The sequence below is a fragment of the Kitasatospora setae KM-6054 genome, from assembly GCF_000269985.1.
Lineage (GTDB): Bacteria > Actinomycetota > Actinomycetes > Streptomycetales > Streptomycetaceae > Kitasatospora > Kitasatospora setae.
In genome coordinates this window covers 8,578,135-8,594,340 of the sequence record NC_016109.1, presented here as the reverse complement: position 1 = coordinate 8,594,340, position 16,206 = coordinate 8,578,135, and the positions used below count along the sequence as shown (strand labels likewise).

The following is a 16,206-nucleotide window of genomic DNA, read 5'->3' as shown; positions in this document are numbered from 1 at the left end:
CGCCGTCGCGAACACCCTGTCGCACCACCGGTCGGCTGTTCCGGACTTCTCACGAACGAGTGAAGGGGGAACGGATGTCCGAATCGCGGCGCCGACGGCCGGGCCCGGTCAGGGCTTTCCGCCGTCGACGACGATCTCGGTGCCGGTCAGGTAGCTCGCGGCGGGTGAGAGGCAGAAGGCGGCGGTGCGGCCGAACTCCTCGGGCCGGCCGGGGCGGCGCAGGGCGGTGGCCGGGAAGGTCTCGGTGGGTTCGAGGGGCGCCCCTTCGGTGGGGAAGCGGCCGGGGAGCAGGGAGAGGACGCGGATGCCGCGGGGGCCGAGTTCGGCGGCGAGGCTGCGGGCGGCCATGGCCAGGCCGGGGCGCAGCCCGGTGGAGAGGGCGAAGCCGGGGAGCGGGGCCCTGGCGGAGGTCGACAGGAGCAGGGCGAGGGCCCCGTCGGCGGGCAGGGCCGGGGCGATGGTCCTGGCGCAGCGCAGGACGGCGAGGAACAGCAGCTCGAAGTGGGTGCGCCAGTCCTGGTCGGTGGCGTCGAGGACGGTTCCGCGGGCGCTGCTCCCGGTGCCGAGCAGGGCTCCGTCGAGGCGGCCGAAGGTCCGGTGGGCGGTGTCGAGGAGCAGGTCCGGTGTGGTCGGGGCCAGCAGGTCGGCGGCGACGCCGACGGCGTGCCCGGGGGCGAGCCGGTCGACGGCCCGGTGCAGCCGGTCGGGGTCGCGTGCGCAGAGCACGACCTTGGCGCCCTCGTCCACCAGGGCCCGCGCGGCGGCGAAGCCGAGTCCGCTGCTCGCCGCGGTGAGCAGGTAGCAGCGGCCGTCGAGTCCGAGGTCCACGGCGTCAGCGGTCCCGGTCCGCGGCGGGGGCGAAACGGTGTTCCTCCCCGTGCCGCCAGGGGAAGTGGTGCAGGGCCCAGCGGCGCAGGCAGTTGACGTAGAGGGCGAGGGCGGCCGTCACCGACCGGAACTCCTCCTTGGTCCGCAGGGCGGGCAGGACCCGGTGGGTGCGGTGCACGAGGGCGTGGAGGTCGTGGAAGCCGCAGTGGCCGAGGAAGTCGGTCTGCATGGCGGTGAGCCGGGGCAGCAGGGCGCGCAGCGCGTCGAGGGTGACGTCCGGGTCGAAGGTGGCGGCGACGAGCGGGTTGAGGGTGGTGGAGCCGAGCAGGCGCAGTTCCCCGTTGACGTAGACCAGGGTGGAGAAGTACTGGCCGCGGCTGCCGAGCGGGACGTCGCCCCGGTGCAGGGCGAGCAGGTCGGCGGGCGGGGCGAGCCAGACCCGTTCGGTGTGCGCGTGGAGGTCGTCGAGCAGGGCTTGGGCCTCGGGGTCGGCGACGTCGGCTTGGCGGGGGAGCCGCCAGTGCCCGCCGGGGTCGCCGTGGCGGGTGACCCGCACTTCGAGGGTCCGCTTGGTGCGGTAGACCGACTCCCAGGACTGTTCGGCGACCTGGCGCAGGGTCGGGAGCTCCTCCTCGGGGACGCGGGCCACGCGGGCGCAGACGGTGGGTTCGAGGAGCGGGGCGTACTTGATCAGCAGGTGCTGGAGGCGGGAGAGGTAGACGCTGCCGTCGGGGGCGAGGCTGCGGTCCTCGGATGTCCGGTGCGGGGCGTGGACGGGTTCGGAGCCGGGGACGAGGTGGTAGAAGTGCCCGTCGGCGACGACGGCGTGGCTCTGGACGCTGCGGTAGGGCAGCATGTCCCACCAGACGCGGGCGAGTTCGGGGTTGAGGTCTTCGGCGAGGGTCGCGGTGACCTTCGCGCCGAGGGCGGGCCAGGCGATGTCCACACGTTTCACGGCTTCCTCCAGCGGATGCGGTTGCGGGGCCTGCTCCGGGTCCGGGTCCGGGTCCGGGTCCGGGTCCGGGTCCGGGTCCGGGTCCGGGTCCGGCGAGTGGGCGGGCGGGTCAGCGCGGGTACCGGGGGCCGAGTGCGGCCGGGACCGCGGCGGGGCCGCGGAAGACGCTGGCGCGGCCGGTTCGGTGGGCGGGGCCGTCCTCCGGGGTGCGCGCTTCGGGGAACCGCCGGGCGAGGGTGTCGAGCAGGGTGTCCGCCAGGGCGTGCACGAGGGGCGCGCCGATGCAGCGGTGGGCGCCGTGGCCGAACTGGAGGTGGCGGTTGGGTGCGCGCTCCGGGTCGGGACGGGACGGGCGGGGGAAGACGGCGGGGTCCCGGTCGGCCAGGGCCAGCGAGACGATCACGATGTCGCCGGCTGCGATCGGGGTGCCCGCCAGGACGGTGTCGGTGCGGGCGAAGCGCCAGACCCCGCGCACGATCGGGCCGTCGAACCGCAGGTACTCGTCGGTGAGCAGCCGGCGGCCGCGCGGGGTGCGGCAGCGCGCGGACCAGTCCTCCCGGGCGAGGGCGCCGAGCAGCAGCGTGGCGAGGAAGTCGGTGGTGCTGCGGCGTCCGGCCCCGTACATCTGGAGCAGGACGTCGGCCCATTCGTCCGACGGCGTGTCACCGCGCAGGCCGCCGGCGCTCCGGTGCCCGGGCTCCGGCGGCGGGTCGGTGCGGACGTGCCGCCGCAGGGCCAGGCGGGCTTCGGTGATCTCCGCGCGCGCGTCGGCGCTCGCCATCGGGCGCAGCAGGCGGTCGGCATGGGCGCGCAGCGCGGCGTCGGCTCGGTGCGGGAGGCCGAGGAACGCTTCGGTGGTCTCGTCGACCAGCGGCTCGACCAGGGCGGGGAGGAGGTCGGTGGTGCGGCCCGGGACGAGGGCGTCGACGAGTTCCGCGCACCGTGCCCCGGCGTGCCGGCGGAAGGCCGGGAGGGCGCCGCCGGAGGAGGCGCGCAGGGCCTCGGCGCGCAGCCTGGTGTGGTCGGGCGGGTCCTTGTCGATGAGGCCCAGGCGCATGGGCGACACGTGCGCGGCCAGGTCCGGGTGGACGTGCCGTTGGTCGCTGGCGAGGTCGGGGACGTCCAGGGCGGCGACGGCGGCCGCGTAGGAGGTCACCCACCACACGTCGAACCGCTCGTACAGGCGCACCCGGACCACCGGTCCGGCGGTCCGCAGCTGTTCCAGCAGGGGGTAGGGGTCGGCGAGCGACCCGGGGTCTCGGGGCAGGTGGCGGGACGGGCACCGCGGGTCGCGGTCGGTCGGGCCACCGGACGTCTCCTGGCGCATGGCCGGTCCCGTCGGGAAATGGTGGAGGTTCCGGAAGGGGGGCGGCGTGGCCCGGTGCCGTGCCGGGCGCTCCACCCGTTCGCGGCCCATCGTGACATTTCCGTGACCGGCTGTCGACGGTGGGATCGAGCCATCGCGCGGCGGGCCTGTCTGCTTCCCGGCGGGTCGGCGTCAGACGGCGGCGCGCAGGAGGAAGGCCGCGCGGCGGTGGGCGCGGGACGGGCGCGACGCGCGGCGGGCCCGTTCGACGCGGCGGGAACCCGCGGAGGGGCGGCGGGCGAGGAACCCCTCCCGGGCGGCGCGGGCGGAGTCCGGCCGGCCTGCGGCCGGGTGGACTCGGGCGGTGCGGGCCAGGACGAGCACGTGGGCGGGCCGCAGGGCGGTGGAGGGGCGCGGGCCGCCGAGCGCGCCCCGGGCGCCCCGAGCCGGAGGCGGGCCTCGGCAGGCCGCCGGGCGAGCGAGGCGGCCCGGTAGGCGTCGGTCAGGCTCCCGCCGTCCGGCGGTTCACCGGACGCCGAACCCCGGGCGCCCCGGCCGACGGCCGGCCGCAGGTCAGCGGCCCGTCAGCGGCCGGTCAGCGGCCGAGCGCGGCGTCCCAGGCGGTGCGGTCGGTGCGGTCGGTCGCGGGCGGGAGGCCGTCGAAGTCGGGGTGGGCGCGCAGCCACTCCTCGGCGCGGGCCCGGTCGGCGGGATCGGCGAGGGTCCGGGCGGGGGTGCGCCGCAGGTGGCGGATCCGGGCGCGGGCCCGGGCGGCGGCCGGGTCCGCGCGGGCGGCGGCCAGGGCGACGGCGAGCAGGGCGTCGCCGGCGGGGGCGGGCAGCGGCTCGCCGCGCAGGGCGGCCCGGAAGCGGGCGCGGTGCATCCGGTCGGCGGCGACCTGGGCGTCGTACCAGGGCTTGAGGCGGGCGACCCGCCACTGGTGGTGGGCGGCGGCCAGCCCGGGGTCGGCGGGGTCGTCGTGGCGGGCGATCTCGGCCGCGGCCCACAGCGCGAGCGGGATGCCCTGTCCGAGGGTGGGGTTGGTGTGGACGGCGCCGTCGCCGATCCCGATCAGGCCGGTGACCTGCGGTCCCCGCTCGTCGACGAGGGCGGTCCAGCGGTTGTCGAGACCGGCCATGACGTGGACCGGGCCGGTCGGCCGCTGGTCGAGGGCGAGCCAGTCGCGGGCGGCCGGGAAGGTCCGGGCGGCGGCGTCGAAGGCGTCCGGGTCGCGCAGCGCGGTGCGGGCGGGGTCCTCGACGGAGACGGTGAGCGCCACCGCGAAGTAGCCGTTGTCGGAGGGGAACACCCCGCACAGGGCGTGCGGCGCGGCGGCGCCGAGCCCGGCGGGCTCGGACTGTCCGGGGCGGGCCCGGTACCAGCGGCAGAAGTAGGCGATCCCGGTCGGGTGCCGCTCGGTCCGGACCGGCCGGGCCCCGGCCCGCTGCAGCCACCGGGGCAGGCGGGTGCGGCGGCCGCCCGCGTCGATCACCAGGTCGGCCCGGAGGTCCTCGCCGGCGGCGGTGCGCAAGCCGGTGACGCGCGGGACGGCGCTGCGGCCGGCGGTCAGCAGGCCCTCGACAGCACTGCCGGTGCGCAGTTCGGCCCCCGGTTCGGCACGCAGGGCCCGGACGAGGGCGGCCTCCAGCACGATCCGGCGGGTACGCATGGTGACGAACTCCTCGGGTGGGAGGCCGGCGGGGTGGGCGGGGCCAGCGGGGTCGGCGGGCTCGGCGGGGAGGTCGTGGTGCTCGATCGCGCCGTCCCGCAGCACCGCCGCGTACACGTCGGGGACGAGTTCGCGCAGGACGGTGCGGACCGGCCCGAGCAGCGAGTGCGGCTGGACCGCCTGCGGGGTGCGGGGGCGCGGCCAGTGCAGGAAGTCGGCGTCCAGGTCGGCGCCGGCCGTGCGCGGATCGCGTTCCAGGACGGTGACCCGGTGTCCGCGCCGGGCCAGGAAGAGTCCTGCCGCCAGCCCCGCGATCCCGCCGCCCGCCACCGCCACGTGCACCATCGGCACTCCCCTTCCACCGTGATGCAATGTCACATTACTGCATGTCTCGCGGGGTTGACGCCGGCTCGGCCCGAGTGCGGACGGCGACCCGGGAGCAGAACGAGCCGCTTCACCGGCCGTCGGAGGCGTTCAGGGCGGCCACCGGGACGGGCGTGCCGGCCGACACCTCGCCGAACTTCCAGGGCCACGGGTTCATCGACCGGATGTCCGACCTGGCCGTGCATGCCGTCCGGGAGGCGCGCCGGGTGCGCCCCGACCGGCGCCCCAGCCGTCGGATGTCACGCCGATTCCACTGCCTTCAGAGCGAGTTCAACGTTTCAACAGATCCTTCCGCCGGAGCTTGCGGGGTGTCCCGGCGGCGTGGGCTGCAGGTTCGTGAGGGCGGGGGCGGGTGGGGGCGGGTCCGCGCCGGGCAGGCGTCGAAGCACTCTTTTCACGCTCTTGTCCGGCATGCGCGGCCCGGTCGATACTTCGGCTCCAGGAACGGGCCGCCGTGGGCCGGCATCGCCGAAGGGCCGCTGCCGGTGTCCGCCGCCCGTCCACCGTCCCGGCGGCCGGGTGCTGTACGCGCCCCGTCGCCGGCCGTTCACCAGCGCGCCGCGAGCGGATGCCGCGCGTGCGCCGCCGCACCCCGGCCCCGGGCCGGATCCGCGTCGTCAGCCGGGGCCCGCGCACCGGCTCCCGCACCTGACGCCCCGCCACCGCGCCCCGGACCACACCGCACCGGTCAGATCGACCGGCCTACCGACAAGGAACCGTCATGAAGCATCCCCGCGTCCTCGCGTCCACCCTCGCCGGCGCCCTGCTCGGCCTCGCCGTCCCGCTGCTCGCCCCCGCCGCCGCCCAGGCCGCCACGCTGAACGCGTGCACCGGCACCGAGATCGCCACCTACTCCCCCGCGATGCAGGTCACCGCGGGGAGCACCACCGTCACGGCCAACGGCACCCTCTCGTGCACCGGCGACAGCACCCACCCCTCCGCGAGCGTCTCCTTCCACGGCAGCGGCAGCCTCTCCTGTCTCACCGGCGGCACCACCGCGGGCACCGGCGAACTCCACTGGACCGGCACCGGCACCACCACCAGCCACTTCACCTTCTCCCTCGCCCTGGGCGCCCGCCCGACCGGCGAGGAGGTCCTGGTCGCCACCGGCGCCGTCACCTCCGGCGACTACAACGGCAGCCCGATCACCTTCACCTTCACCCTGCTCGCCGGCGACCCCACCGCCTGCCTCACCACCGGCATCTCCAGCGACGCCGGCCCGCTCACCGCCGTCATCGGCGCCTGAACCCCGGACCGGCACCCGCCCCACCTCGCCCCTGCCGGGCCGGGGCCGGTCCGGCAGGGGCGGCCCCGGTCCGGTTGGCGAAGACGTGTTCCGCCATCACGGCAAAGGAACCGCCATGCGCAACCTCGTCCACCGCTCGGGCGCCCCGGCAGCCGCCGACCTCGGCGTCGCCCTGGCCCTGCGCGACGAGGTGGCCGACCCGGAGGCGGCGGGCGCGGCGGTCATCCAGGTCGACGAGCCCGCGCTGCGCGAGGCGCTGCCGCTGCGCCGCTCCGGCCGGCCCGCGTACCTGGACTGGGCGACCGAGGCGTTCCGGCTCACCACCTGCGGGGTGCGCGCCGACCCCCAGGTGCACACCCGCATGGGCTACGCCGGGTTCGGCGGCATCCTGCGCGCCATCGAGGAGTTGGACGCGGACGTGATCTCCCTGGAGGCCGCCCGCGAGCTCGCCGACGCGGGCCACCTCGCCGAGGTCGGCCCCGGCGTGTGGGACATCCACTCGCCGCAGCAGGCCGAGCGCCGAGGAAGCGCTCGGCCTGCTGCGGGCCGGGCTGGCGGCGATCCCCGCCGACCGCCTGTGGGTCAACCCGGACTGCGGCCTGAAGACCCGTGACCGGCCGGAGACCCGGGCCTCGCTGGACAGCCTGGTCGCCGCCGCCCGCACCCTGCGCGCGGAGCTGCGGGAGCGGCCGGCCGGCAGACCGCTGCCTGAAGTCCGCCGCCTGACGCCTCGTCCGCCGCCCGGAACGGCCCGTCCTCAGCGGGCATCCGTGCTCCGGCCGGGGCGGTGCGGGTGCATGCCGCGGGCCCGGACGGCGGCGGTGGCCGGCTCGCCCGCGAGCAGGTCGAGCAGGGCGCGGGCCCGGTCGGGGGTGGCGGTGGCGGTGAGGACGGCGGCGGCGAAGGTGGAGGTGATGGCGGTGTCGCCGGGCAGCGGGCCGAGGATCCGGACGCCGGGGAGGCCGGCGAGTTCGCTGTGCTGCTGGAAGGCGAGGTCGGCCCGGCCGTCGGCGAGCAGGCTCCCGGCCGGGACGCCGGGGTCGGCGCACACCAGGCGGACGCGTCCGGCCAGGCCGAGGCGTTCGACCAGGGCGCGCAGCGCGGTGCCGCTGGGGCCGGTGGAGTGGGCGACGGCGCGGGCGCCGGTGAGCAGGGCGGTGAGGTCGTCGACGGTGTCCAGTGCGGCGGGCGGCGCGTCGTGCGCCACGGCGGCGACGGTCGCGGAGTCCCAGAGTGGGCGGGGCCGTTCGGCGAGTCCTTCGGCGTGCAGCGCGGCGAGCGCGTCGGCGGCGAGCACGGCCAGGTCGGCGGGGGCGCCCGCGCGGATCCGGCGGGCGACCTCGACGCCGCCGCCCGCTTCGAGGCGGACGCCGGGCAGCAGCGGGGCGAGGGCGGCGAGGGCGGGGCGGACGGCCATCGAGCTGAGCAGGTGCAGGTCGGGCAGGTGCAGGTCGGGCAGGTCCACGGGGTTCCTCCGGTGGTGGGAGCGGGTGGGAGCGGTGGGGGCGGGTGGGAGACTGGCGGGATGAGTGCGAACGGTGTCTCGGCTGCGGGCAAGGTCCTCCGGGTGCTGGCGGTGTTCGACCGCGAGCACCCGTCCCGGACGCTGTCGGAGATCGCCCGCAGCGCGGGCCTGGCGGTCAGCACGGCGCACCGGGTGGTGGCGGAGCTGGCGGCGTGGGGGGCGCTGGAGCGGGCCGAGGACGGGTCGTGGCACGTGGGGCTGCGGCTGTGGGAGGTCGCCTCGGGGTGTCCGCGGACGCAGATCCTGCGGGACGCGGCGCTGCCGTTCATGCAGGACCTGTACGAGGCGACGCACGAGAACATCCAGTTGGCGGTCCGCGAGGGCACCGAGCTGGTGTTCGTGGAGCGGATCGCGGGGCACCGCTCGGTGGACCTGCTGACGATGGTGGGCACCCGTTTCCCGGTGGCGTCGACCGGGATGGGCCGGGTGCTGCTGGCGCACGCGCCGCGCGAGTTCCAGGACGAGGTGCTGGCGGAGCCGCTGCGGTCCTGGACGCCGCACACGGTGACCGATCCGCGGACGCTGCGGGCGCAGTTGGACCTGATCCGCCGGGAGCAGGTGTTCGTGAGCGACCGCCAGTTGTCGGAGAGCACGGTGGCGGTGGCCGCGCCGGTGCGGATCGGCCGGTCGGGGCCGGTGAGCGCGGCGCTGGGGATCGTGGTGGCGGCGCGCGGCGCGGAGCGGGCGCGGGGGCTGCGGGAGCCGCTGCTGCGGGCGGTGCACGGGATCTCCGAGGAGCTGGGGCGGCGGGCCCGCACGGCGCTGTAGGGGGTGCCGTGGGGGCGTGACGGCAGTCTGGTCGGGCGGGGCGGGCGCGGACCCGGTCTTTCCGTCAGGCGGAAAGGGTGCGGACGGCCGGCCGGGCGGGCTGCGAACGTTCGGGACGTGCCCGGTGGCCGGCCCTTCGCCGCCCCGGGTGCGGAAACCCTCCCCCGCCGTGCCCTGGAGCCGTCATGCCCCGATCCGCCGTCGACCCCGCCGAAGTCGGCCCTGCCGAAGTCGGCGGCGCCGCCGTCGACCCCGCCGCCGTCGGCGCCGCCGAGGTCGACACCGTCACCGAGGTGCCCGTCGCGGTGGTCGGCGCGGGCCCGGCCGGGCTGATGCTGGCCCACCTGCTGGGCCGGGCGGGCGTGGACGCGGTGGCGGTCGACCTGCGGAGCCGGGCCGAGATCGAGTCCACCCACCGGGCGGGCATCCTGGAGGCGGACGCGGCCCGCGACCTGGTGGAGACCGGGGTGAGCGACCGGATCCTGCGCGAGGGCCACGAGCACGAGGGCACCGAGCTGCGCTTCGGCGGCCGGGCGCACCGGATCGACTTCCGGGCGCTGGTCGGCGCCTCGGTGTGGCTGTACCCGCAGACCGAGGTGTTCACCGACCTGGCGGACGCCCGCGCGCGGGACGGCGGGACGGTGCACTTCGGCGTCAGCGACCCGGAGGTGCTGGACGCGGACACCGACCGCCCCCGGGTCCGCTTCACCGCCGCGGACGGGACGCGGCACGAGCTGCGGGCCCGCTACGTGGTCGGCGCGGACGGCTCGCGCGGCATGTGCCGGGGCCTGGTCCCGGAGGAGCTGCGGGTCCGCCACGGCACCGAGTACCCGTTCGCCTGGTTCGGCGTGATGGCGCAGGCCCCGGCGAGCGCGCCGGAGTTGGTGTACGCGCACTCGGAGCACGGGTTCGCGCTGATCAGCCGGCGCACCGAGACCGTGCAGCGGATGTACTTCCAGTGCGACCCGGACGAGGACACCGCCGCCTGGCCGGACGAGCGGATCTGGGCGACGCTGCAGGCCCGGGTCGCGGGCGGGGACGGCTTCCGGCTGGTGGAGGGGCCGATCCTGGAGCGGACGGTGCTGCGCTTCCGCTCGTTCGTGCAGGAGCCGATGCGCTGGGGTTCGCTGCTGCTGGCGGGCGACGCCGCGCACACCGTGCCGCCGACCGGCGCGCGCGGGCTGAACCTGGCGCTGCACGACGTCAAGGTGCTGGCGGGCGTGCTGCTGCGGGCGCTGGGCCGGGAGGGCGAGCCGGCGCTGGCCGACTACCAGCCGCTGGCGCTGCGCCGGATCTGGCGGGCCCAGCACTTCTCGTCCTGGATGACCCGCCTGCTGCACACCGCGCCGGGCGCCTCGCCGTTCGAGCTGCGCCGCCAACTGGGCGAGCTGGACAGCGTGGTGGGCACCCGCGCGGGCCGCGCGTACCTGGCCGAGCAGTACACCGGCTGGCCGTCCTCCCGCTGAGCCCCGCCCGCCCGCCGAGCCCGGCCAGCCCGCTGAGCCCCGCCCTCCCCGACTCCCCCGCTTCCCTGGAGGACCCCCGTGATCATCGACGCGCACGGCCACTTCACCACCGCCCCGCCGCAGCTCGCCGCCTGGCGCGAGCGCCAGAGCGCCGCCGTGAACGACCCGGCGAACACCCCCGACCCTTCCGAGCTGCGGATCTCGGACGACGAGCTGCGCGAGGCGGTCGGCTCCAACCAGCTGCGGCTGATGGACGAGCGGGGCACCGACCTGACGGTCTTCTCGCCGCGCGCCAGCTTCATGGCGCACCACGTCGGCGACTTCGCGGTGTCCTCCGCCTGGGCGCGGATCTGCAACGACCTGGTGCACCGGGTGAGCGCGCTGTTCCCGGAGCGCTTCGCGATGGGCGCGATGCTGCCGCAGTCGCCGGGCGTCGACCCGGCGAGCTGCCTGCCGGAGCTGCGGCGCGCGGTGGAGGAGCTGGGCGCGGTCTCGGTGAACCTCAACCCGGACCCGTCCGGCGGCCACTGGACCGCCCCGCCGCTGACCGACCGGGCCTGGTACCCGCTGTACGAGGCGCTGGTGGAGTACGAGGTGCCGGCGATGGTGCACGTGTCGACGTCCTGCAACCCGGCGTTCCACACCACCGGCGCGCACTACCTGAACGCCGACACCACCGCGTTCATGCAGCTGCTGCAGGGCGACCTGTTCGCGGACTTCCCGACGCTGCGGCTGGTCATCCCGCACGGCGGCGGCGCGGTGCCCTACCACTGGGGGCGCTTCCGCGGGCTGGCGCAGGCGCTCGGCGGGCCGGCGCCGGAGGAGCTGGTGGGCCGCAACGTCTTCTTCGACACCTGCGTCTACCACCAGCCGGGCATCGACCTGCTGGCCTCGGTGGTGCCGTCGGAGGGCGTGCTGTTCGCCAGCGAGATGATCGGCGCCGTCCGGGGGGTCGACCCGCTGACCGGCCACCACTTCGACGACACCCGGCGGTACGTGGACGCCACCGACCGCCTGGACGACGAGCGGCGGGCGGCCGTGTACGCCGGCAACGCGCTGCGCGTCCACCCCCGGCTGGCCGCCCGGCTGGCCGCCCGCCCCGCCGCGCGCTGACCGCCCCCGACCCCGTCCGCCAGGAGGAGAGACCCATGCACACCGAACTCGGTGTCGTCCACACGAAGATCGAGCGGCCCGACCCGGCCGCGGTGGCCGCACTGTCGGCCTTCGGCTCGGCGACCGTCCACGAGGCGATGGGCCGCACCGGCCTGACCCGCCCGTACCTGCGCCCGGTGTACCCGTCGGCGCGGCTGTGCGGCCCGGCGGTGACGGTGCTGCTGCAGCCGGGCGACAACTGGATGCTGCACGTCGCGGCGGAGCAGGTCCGGCCGGGCGACGTGGTGGTGGCGGCCTGCACGACGGAGAGCGAGGACGGGTTCTTCGGCGAGCTGCTGGCGACCTCGTTCCGCTCGCGGGGCTGCGCGGGCCTGGTGATCGACGGCGGGGTGCGGGACGTCGCGGACCTCGCGGCGATGGACTTCCCGGTGTTCTCCCGGGCGGTGAACGCCCGCGGCACGGTGAAGGCGACCCTGGGCTCGGTGAACGTGCCGGTGGTGTGCGCCAACGCGCCGGTCCGCCCGGGCGACGTGGTGCTCGCGGACGCGGACGGCGTGGTGGTGGTGCCGCGCGAGCGGGTCGCCCAGGTCGCCGAGGCGTCGGCGCGGCGCGAGGAGAACGAGGCGGGCAAGCGCGAGCGGCTGCGCTCGGGCGAACTCGGCCTGGACATGTACGCGATGCGCGGCCCGCTGGCCGAGCTCGGCCTGCGCTACGAGGACTGATGACCGTGCACCAGGAGAAGACCCCGGGCTGGCTGGACTGGCACCCCGCCCCGAGCCGCCCCGCACTGACCCTCCCGGCGGGCGCGGTGGACGCGCACTGCCACGTGTTCGGCCCCGCCGCCGCGTTCCCGTACGCGCCCGAGCGCAAGTACACCCCGTGCGACGCCTCCGCCGAGCAGCTGTTCGCGCTCCGCGACCACCTGGGCTTCGACCGGAACGTGATCGTCCAGGCGACCTGCCACGGCGCCGACAACCGGGCCCTGGTGGACGCGCTGCGCCGCTCCGGCGGCCGGGCCCGCGGCGTGGCGACGGTGCGGCCGGGCGTCTCGGACGCCGAGCTGCGCGAGCTGCACGAGGCGGGGGTGCGCGGCGTCCGGTTCAACTTCGTCCGCCGGCTGGTCGACGTCACCCCGCGCGCGGACCTGTGGGACGTGGTGCGGCGGATCGCCCCGCTCGGCTGGCACGTGGTGCTGTACTTCGAGGCCGCCGACCTGGCCGGGCTGCGCGAGTTCTTCCTCTCCGTCCCGGTGCCGCTGGTGGTCGACCACCTGGGCCGCCCGGACGTGTCGAAGGACCCGGACGGCCCGGAGTTCGCCGAGTTCCTGTCCTTCCTGCGGGCCCGGGACGACATCTGGTGCAAGGTCAGCTGCCCCGAGCGGCTCTCGCTGACCGGCCCGGCCGCGCTGGACGGCGAGCGGGACGCCTACCGGGACGTGGTGCCGTTCGCCCGCCGGGTGGTCGAGGAGTTCCCCGACCGGGTGCTGTGGGGCACCGACTGGCCGCACCCCAACCTGAAGGACCACATGCCGGACGACGGCCTGCTGGTCGACTTCCTGCCGCACGTCGCGCCCACCGCCGAGCTGCGGCAGCAGCTCCTGGTCGACAACCCGACCCGCCTGTACTGGCCCGAGAACGAAGGGAGTTGAGCGCGATGGCGATCGACCGCAGCTACCGGCTGGTGCCCGGCACCACGATCTTCGACGCCGAGCAGTCCGCCCGCGGCTACCACCTCAACCAGTTCTGCATGTCGCTGATGACGGCCGAGAACCGGGCCGCCTACCTGGCCGACGAGCGCGGCTACCTGGACGCCTGGCCGCTGCGCGAGGAGCAGAGGCGGGCGCTGCTGGACCGCGACCTGAACGCGGCGATGCGCGAGGGCGGGAACATCTACTTCCTCGCCAAGTGGGGTGCCACGCTGGGGTTCTCGTTCCAGCAGATGGCGGGCTCGATGACCGGCATGACCGAGCAGGAGTACCGGGACATGATGGTGGCCGGCGGCCGCTCCGCCACCGCCCCGGCCAGCCGGATCGACCACGCCGTGCTGGAGGCCGCGCACGCCGCCGACACCCCGCCCGCCGAGCACGCCGCCGTCTCGGCCGCCGTGTTCACCTCGCACGTCCCGGCGATCGGCGCCGCCATGGACCACGGCAAGACCGACGAGCCGTACTGGCAGCCGGTGTTCGCCGGGTACGAGCCGTCCCGGCGCTGGGCCGCCGCGCACGTCCCGGACGTGGTGGTCCTGGTCTACAACGACCACGCCAGCGCCTTCGACCTGTCGCTGATCCCGACCTTCGTGCTGGGCACCGGCGCCGCCTACCCGACCGCCGACGAGGGCTACGGCCCGCGCCCGGTGCCGGGCGTCGAGGGCGATCCGGAGCTGGCCGCGCACCTGGCGCACTGCCTGATCCAGGACGACTTCGACCTGACGCTGGCCAACGAGATGCCGGTCGACCACGGGCTGACCGTGCCGCTGTCGCTGATGTTCGGCGAGGTCGAGAAGTGGCCGTGCAAGGTGATCCCGCTGCACGTCAACGTGGTGCAGTACCCGGTGCCGTCCGGGGCGCGCTGCTTCGAGCTGGGCCGGGCGCTGCGCCGGGCGGTCGAGTCGTACCCGCGCCCGCTGGACGTCCAGGTGTGGGGCACCGGCGGGATGAGCCACCAGTTGCAGGGCCCGCGCGCCGGGCTGATCAACCGGGAGTGGGACAACGCCTTCCTGGACCGGCTGGTCACCGACCCGGCGGGCCTGGCCCGGGTGCCGCACCTGGAGTACGTCGAGGAGGCCGGCTCGGAGGGCATCGAGCTGGTGATGTGGCTGATCGCGCGCGGCGCGCTGAGCGACGTCGACGACGGCGGCACGGTCGACGTCGAGCACCGCTTCTACCACGTGCCGGCCTCCAACACGGCCGTCGGCCACCTGATCCTGACCAACCAGCACCCCCAGCCCACCGAGGAGAACTGACATGACCACCCAGCAGCCCCTGCGGATCGCCCTGGCCGGCGGCGGCGCGTTCGGCGCCAAGCACGCCGCCGCACTGCGCCGGATCGAGGGCGTGGAGCTGGCCGCCGTGGTCTCCTCCTCGCCGGACAGCTCCCGGCGGTTCGCCGCCGAGCAGGGCGTCGGCCGGGCGGCCGGCAGCCTGGCCGAGGTGCTGGCGATGGACGACGTGGACGCGGTGATCCTGGCCACCCCGACGCCGCTGCACGCCGAGCAGACCCGGGCGTGCCTGGCGGCGGGCAAGCACGTGCAGGTGGAGATCCCGGTCGCGGCCTCGCTGCCGGACGCCGAGGCGTCCGCCGCGGCCGCGGAGCGCACCGGCCTGGTCGCGATGGCCGGGCACACCCGCCGCTTCAACCCCAGCCACCAGTGGATCCGGCGGCGGATCGCGGCCGGCGAGCTGAGCATCCAGCAGCTGGACGTGCAGACCTACTTCTTCCGCCGCAGCAACCTCAACGCCCTCGGCCAGCAGCGCAGTTGGACCGACCACCTGCTGTGGCACCACGCCGCGCACACCGTCGACCTGTTCGCCTACCAGACCGGCTCGCCGATCGTCCGGGCGAACGCGCTCCAGGGCCCGGTCCACCCCGAACTGGGCATCGCGATGGACATGTCGATCCAGTTGCAGGCGGCGAGCGGCGCGATCTGCACCCTCTCGCTGTCCTTCAACAACGACGGCCCGCTCGGCACCTTCTTCCGCTACATCGGCGACACCGGCACCTACCTGGCTCGCTACGATGACCTGGTGACCGGAGAAGACGAACCGATCGACGTCAGCGGCATCGACGTCTCGCTGGACGGCATCGAACTGCAGGACCGCGAGTTCACGGCCGCGATCCGCGAGGGCCGCGAACCGAACGCCTCGCTCGCCCAGGTACTGCCCTGCTACCGCACGCTGGCCGACCTCGAACGGCAGCTCGCCGAACCGGTGGGCGCGTGAACGCCTTCCGCGGGATCGGGCCGTTCGAGGTCCCGGCCGTCGGCCTCGGCTGCATGAACCTCAGCCACGCCTACGGCACCCCGCCCGCCCCGGAGGACGCCGCGAAGCTGCTGCTGGCCGCGCTGGACGCGGGCGTCACGCTCTTCGACACGGCCGCGCTGTACGGCTTCGGCGCCAACGAGGAGCTGGTCGGCCGGGTGCTCGGCCCGTACCGGGAGCAGATCGTGCTGGCCTCCAAGTGCGGCATGACGGGCGTGGACGGGCGGCGCGTCATCGACGGCCGCCCGGAGACGATCCGGCGCACCGCCGACGAGGCGCTGGCCCGGCTCGGCACCGACGTGATCGACCTCTACTACCTGCACCGGTTGGACGGGTCCGTCCCGGTCGAGGAGAGCGTCGGCGCGCTGGCCGGGCTGGTCGCGGCGGGCAAGGTCCGCGCGATCGGCCTGTCCGAGGTGTCGGCGGCCACCCTGCGCCGGGCGCACGCGGTGCACCCGGTCGCGGCGCTGCAGAACGAGTACAGCCTGTGGACCCGCAACCCGGAGCGCGGCACCCTGGCCGCCACCCGCGAACTCGGCACCGCCCTGGTCGCGTTCAGCCCGGTCGGGCGCGGCTTCCTGACCGGCGCGCCGCCCGCGCTGGCCGACCTGCCGCCCGGCGACATCCGGCACGCCATGCCGCGCTTCACCGACGCCCACTACCCGGCCAACCTGGCGCTGCGCGCCGAACTCGCCGACCTGGCCGCCGGCGCGGGCCTGACCGTCGCCCAACTCGCCCTGGCCTGGGTGCTCTCGCGCGGCGAGCACGTCATCGCCATCCCCGGCACCCGCTCGGTCGACCACCTGCGCGAGGACGTCGCCGTCCTCGGCCTGGACGTCCCGGCCGACCTGCTGGCGGCGGCCGGCCGGATCCTCTCCGACGAGACGGTGCACGGCTCGCGCTACGCGGAGGCGACCCTGCCGGAGATCGACACCGAACGCTGCGGCGCGGCGGGCTGACGCCCCGGCCG

The 16,206-nt window shown here is 76.0% G+C and carries 14 protein-coding genes and 1 pseudogene; 10 read left to right on the top strand and 5 right to left on the bottom strand.

Annotated elements, in window-relative coordinates:
• Positions 1-108: 108 nt before the first annotated feature.
• From KSE_RS37225 to KSE_RS46120, 4 genes are all read right to left on the bottom strand, one after another.
• The gene (locus KSE_RS37225) at positions 109-828 is read right to left on the bottom strand and encodes an SDR family oxidoreductase (RefSeq protein ID WP_014140571.1); all 720 of its coding nucleotides are present in this window, start codon (positions 826-828) and stop codon (positions 109-111) included.
• Between the two features lie 4 nt (positions 829-832).
• Positions 833-1,783 carry a cucumopine synthase-related protein gene (locus KSE_RS37220; RefSeq protein ID WP_033259490.1) on the bottom strand — a complete coding sequence of 317 codons (951 nt, stop codon included), beginning with the start codon at positions 1,781-1,783 and terminating at the stop codon, positions 833-835.
• Positions 1,784-1,892: 109 nt separating this feature from the next.
• Complete coding sequence (locus tag KSE_RS37215) at positions 1,893-3,110, bottom strand: cytochrome P450 (RefSeq protein ID WP_014140569.1); 1,218 nt, start codon at positions 3,108-3,110, stop codon at positions 1,893-1,895.
• 574 nt (positions 3,111-3,684) lie between these two features.
• The gene (locus KSE_RS46120) at positions 3,685-5,103 is read right to left on the bottom strand and encodes an NAD(P)/FAD-dependent oxidoreductase (RefSeq protein WP_014140568.1); all 1,419 of its coding nucleotides are present in this window, start codon (positions 5,101-5,103) and stop codon (positions 3,685-3,687) included.
• 760 nt (positions 5,104-5,863) lie between these two features.
• Here KSE_RS46120 and KSE_RS39180 point away from each other — a divergent pair.
• Positions 5,864-6,388, top strand: a complete 525-nt coding sequence (locus KSE_RS39180; RefSeq protein WP_014140567.1) for a hypothetical protein — start codon at positions 5,864-5,866, stop codon at positions 6,386-6,388.
• Between the two features lie 166 nt (positions 6,389-6,554).
• Positions 6,555-7,068: pseudogene (locus KSE_RS37195) on the top strand (5-methyltetrahydropteroyltriglutamate--homocysteine S-methyltransferase); the annotation flags it as partial.
• A 77-nt stretch (positions 7,069-7,145) separates the two neighbouring features.
• Here the strand turns inward: KSE_RS37195 and KSE_RS37190 are convergent.
• Positions 7,146-7,853: a substrate-binding domain-containing protein gene (locus tag KSE_RS37190; RefSeq protein WP_014140565.1), complete on the bottom strand. Its 708-nt coding sequence runs from the start codon at positions 7,851-7,853 to the stop codon at positions 7,146-7,148.
• Between the two features lie 60 nt (positions 7,854-7,913).
• Here KSE_RS37190 and KSE_RS37185 point away from each other — a divergent pair, with 60 nt between their 5' ends.
• From KSE_RS37185 to KSE_RS37150, 8 genes are all read left to right on the top strand, one after another.
• The gene (locus KSE_RS37185) at positions 7,914-8,681 is read left to right on the top strand and encodes an IclR family transcriptional regulator (protein WP_014140564.1); all 768 of its coding nucleotides are present in this window, start codon (positions 7,914-7,916) and stop codon (positions 8,679-8,681) included.
• A gap of 185 nt (positions 8,682-8,866) precedes the next feature.
• Entirely contained in the window at positions 8,867-10,147 is a 1,281-nt protein-coding gene (locus KSE_RS37180; RefSeq protein WP_014140563.1) for a 4-hydroxybenzoate 3-monooxygenase, read from the top strand.
• Positions 10,148-10,225: 78 nt separating this feature from the next.
• Positions 10,226-11,260: an amidohydrolase family protein gene (locus tag KSE_RS37175; RefSeq protein ID WP_014140562.1), complete on the top strand. Its 1,035-nt coding sequence runs from the start codon at positions 10,226-10,228 to the stop codon at positions 11,258-11,260.
• A 35-nt stretch (positions 11,261-11,295) separates the two neighbouring features.
• Complete coding sequence (gene ligK, locus KSE_RS37170; protein WP_014140561.1) at positions 11,296-11,982, top strand: 4-carboxy-4-hydroxy-2-oxoadipate aldolase/oxaloacetate decarboxylase; 687 nt, start codon at positions 11,296-11,298, stop codon at positions 11,980-11,982.
• Positions 11,982-12,908: an amidohydrolase family protein gene (locus tag KSE_RS37165; protein WP_014140560.1), complete on the top strand. Its 927-nt coding sequence runs from the start codon at positions 11,982-11,984 to the stop codon at positions 12,906-12,908. The genes ligK and KSE_RS37165 overlap by 1 nt, the downstream gene beginning before the upstream one ends.
• A gap of 5 nt (positions 12,909-12,913) precedes the next feature.
• Entirely contained in the window at positions 12,914-14,221 is a 1,308-nt protein-coding gene (gene ligA / locus KSE_RS40645; RefSeq protein WP_014140559.1) for a protocatechuate 4,5-dioxygenase subunit alpha, read from the top strand.
• A 1-nt stretch (position 14,222) separates the two neighbouring features.
• Complete coding sequence (locus tag KSE_RS37155; RefSeq protein ID WP_014140558.1) at positions 14,223-15,197, top strand: Gfo/Idh/MocA family oxidoreductase; 975 nt, start codon at positions 14,223-14,225, stop codon at positions 15,195-15,197.
• Positions 15,194-16,195 (top strand): aldo/keto reductase, encoded by a 1,002-nt coding sequence (locus KSE_RS37150; RefSeq protein ID WP_014140557.1) that lies wholly within the window; start codon positions 15,194-15,196, stop codon positions 16,193-16,195. Before KSE_RS37155 ends, KSE_RS37150 begins: the two co-directional genes overlap by 4 nt.
• Positions 16,196-16,206 lie beyond the last annotated feature (11 nt).

Coding starts and splice junctions, on each gene's coding strand:
- KSE_RS37215 (WP_014140569.1), bottom strand. CDS start 3,110: ATGCGCCAGGAGACGTCCGGTGGCCCGACCGACCGCGACCCGCGGTGC.
- KSE_RS37185 (WP_014140564.1), top strand. CDS start 7,914: ATGAGTGCGAACGGTGTCTCGGCTGCGGGCAAGGTCCTCCGGGTGCTG.
- ligK (WP_014140561.1), top strand. CDS start 11,296: ATGCACACCGAACTCGGTGTCGTCCACACGAAGATCGAGCGGCCCGAC.
- KSE_RS37155 (WP_014140558.1), top strand. CDS start 14,223: ATGACCACCCAGCAGCCCCTGCGGATCGCCCTGGCCGGCGGCGGCGCG.
- KSE_RS37180 (WP_014140563.1), top strand. CDS start 8,867: ATGCCCCGATCCGCCGTCGACCCCGCCGAAGTCGGCCCTGCCGAAGTC.
- ligA (WP_014140559.1), top strand. CDS start 12,914: ATGGCGATCGACCGCAGCTACCGGCTGGTGCCCGGCACCACGATCTTC.
- KSE_RS46120 (WP_014140568.1), bottom strand. CDS start 5,103: ATGGTGCACGTGGCGGTGGCGGGCGGCGGGATCGCGGGGCTGGCGGCA.
- KSE_RS39180 (WP_014140567.1), top strand. CDS start 5,864: ATGAAGCATCCCCGCGTCCTCGCGTCCACCCTCGCCGGCGCCCTGCTC.
- KSE_RS37165 (WP_014140560.1), top strand. CDS start 11,982: ATGACCGTGCACCAGGAGAAGACCCCGGGCTGGCTGGACTGGCACCCC.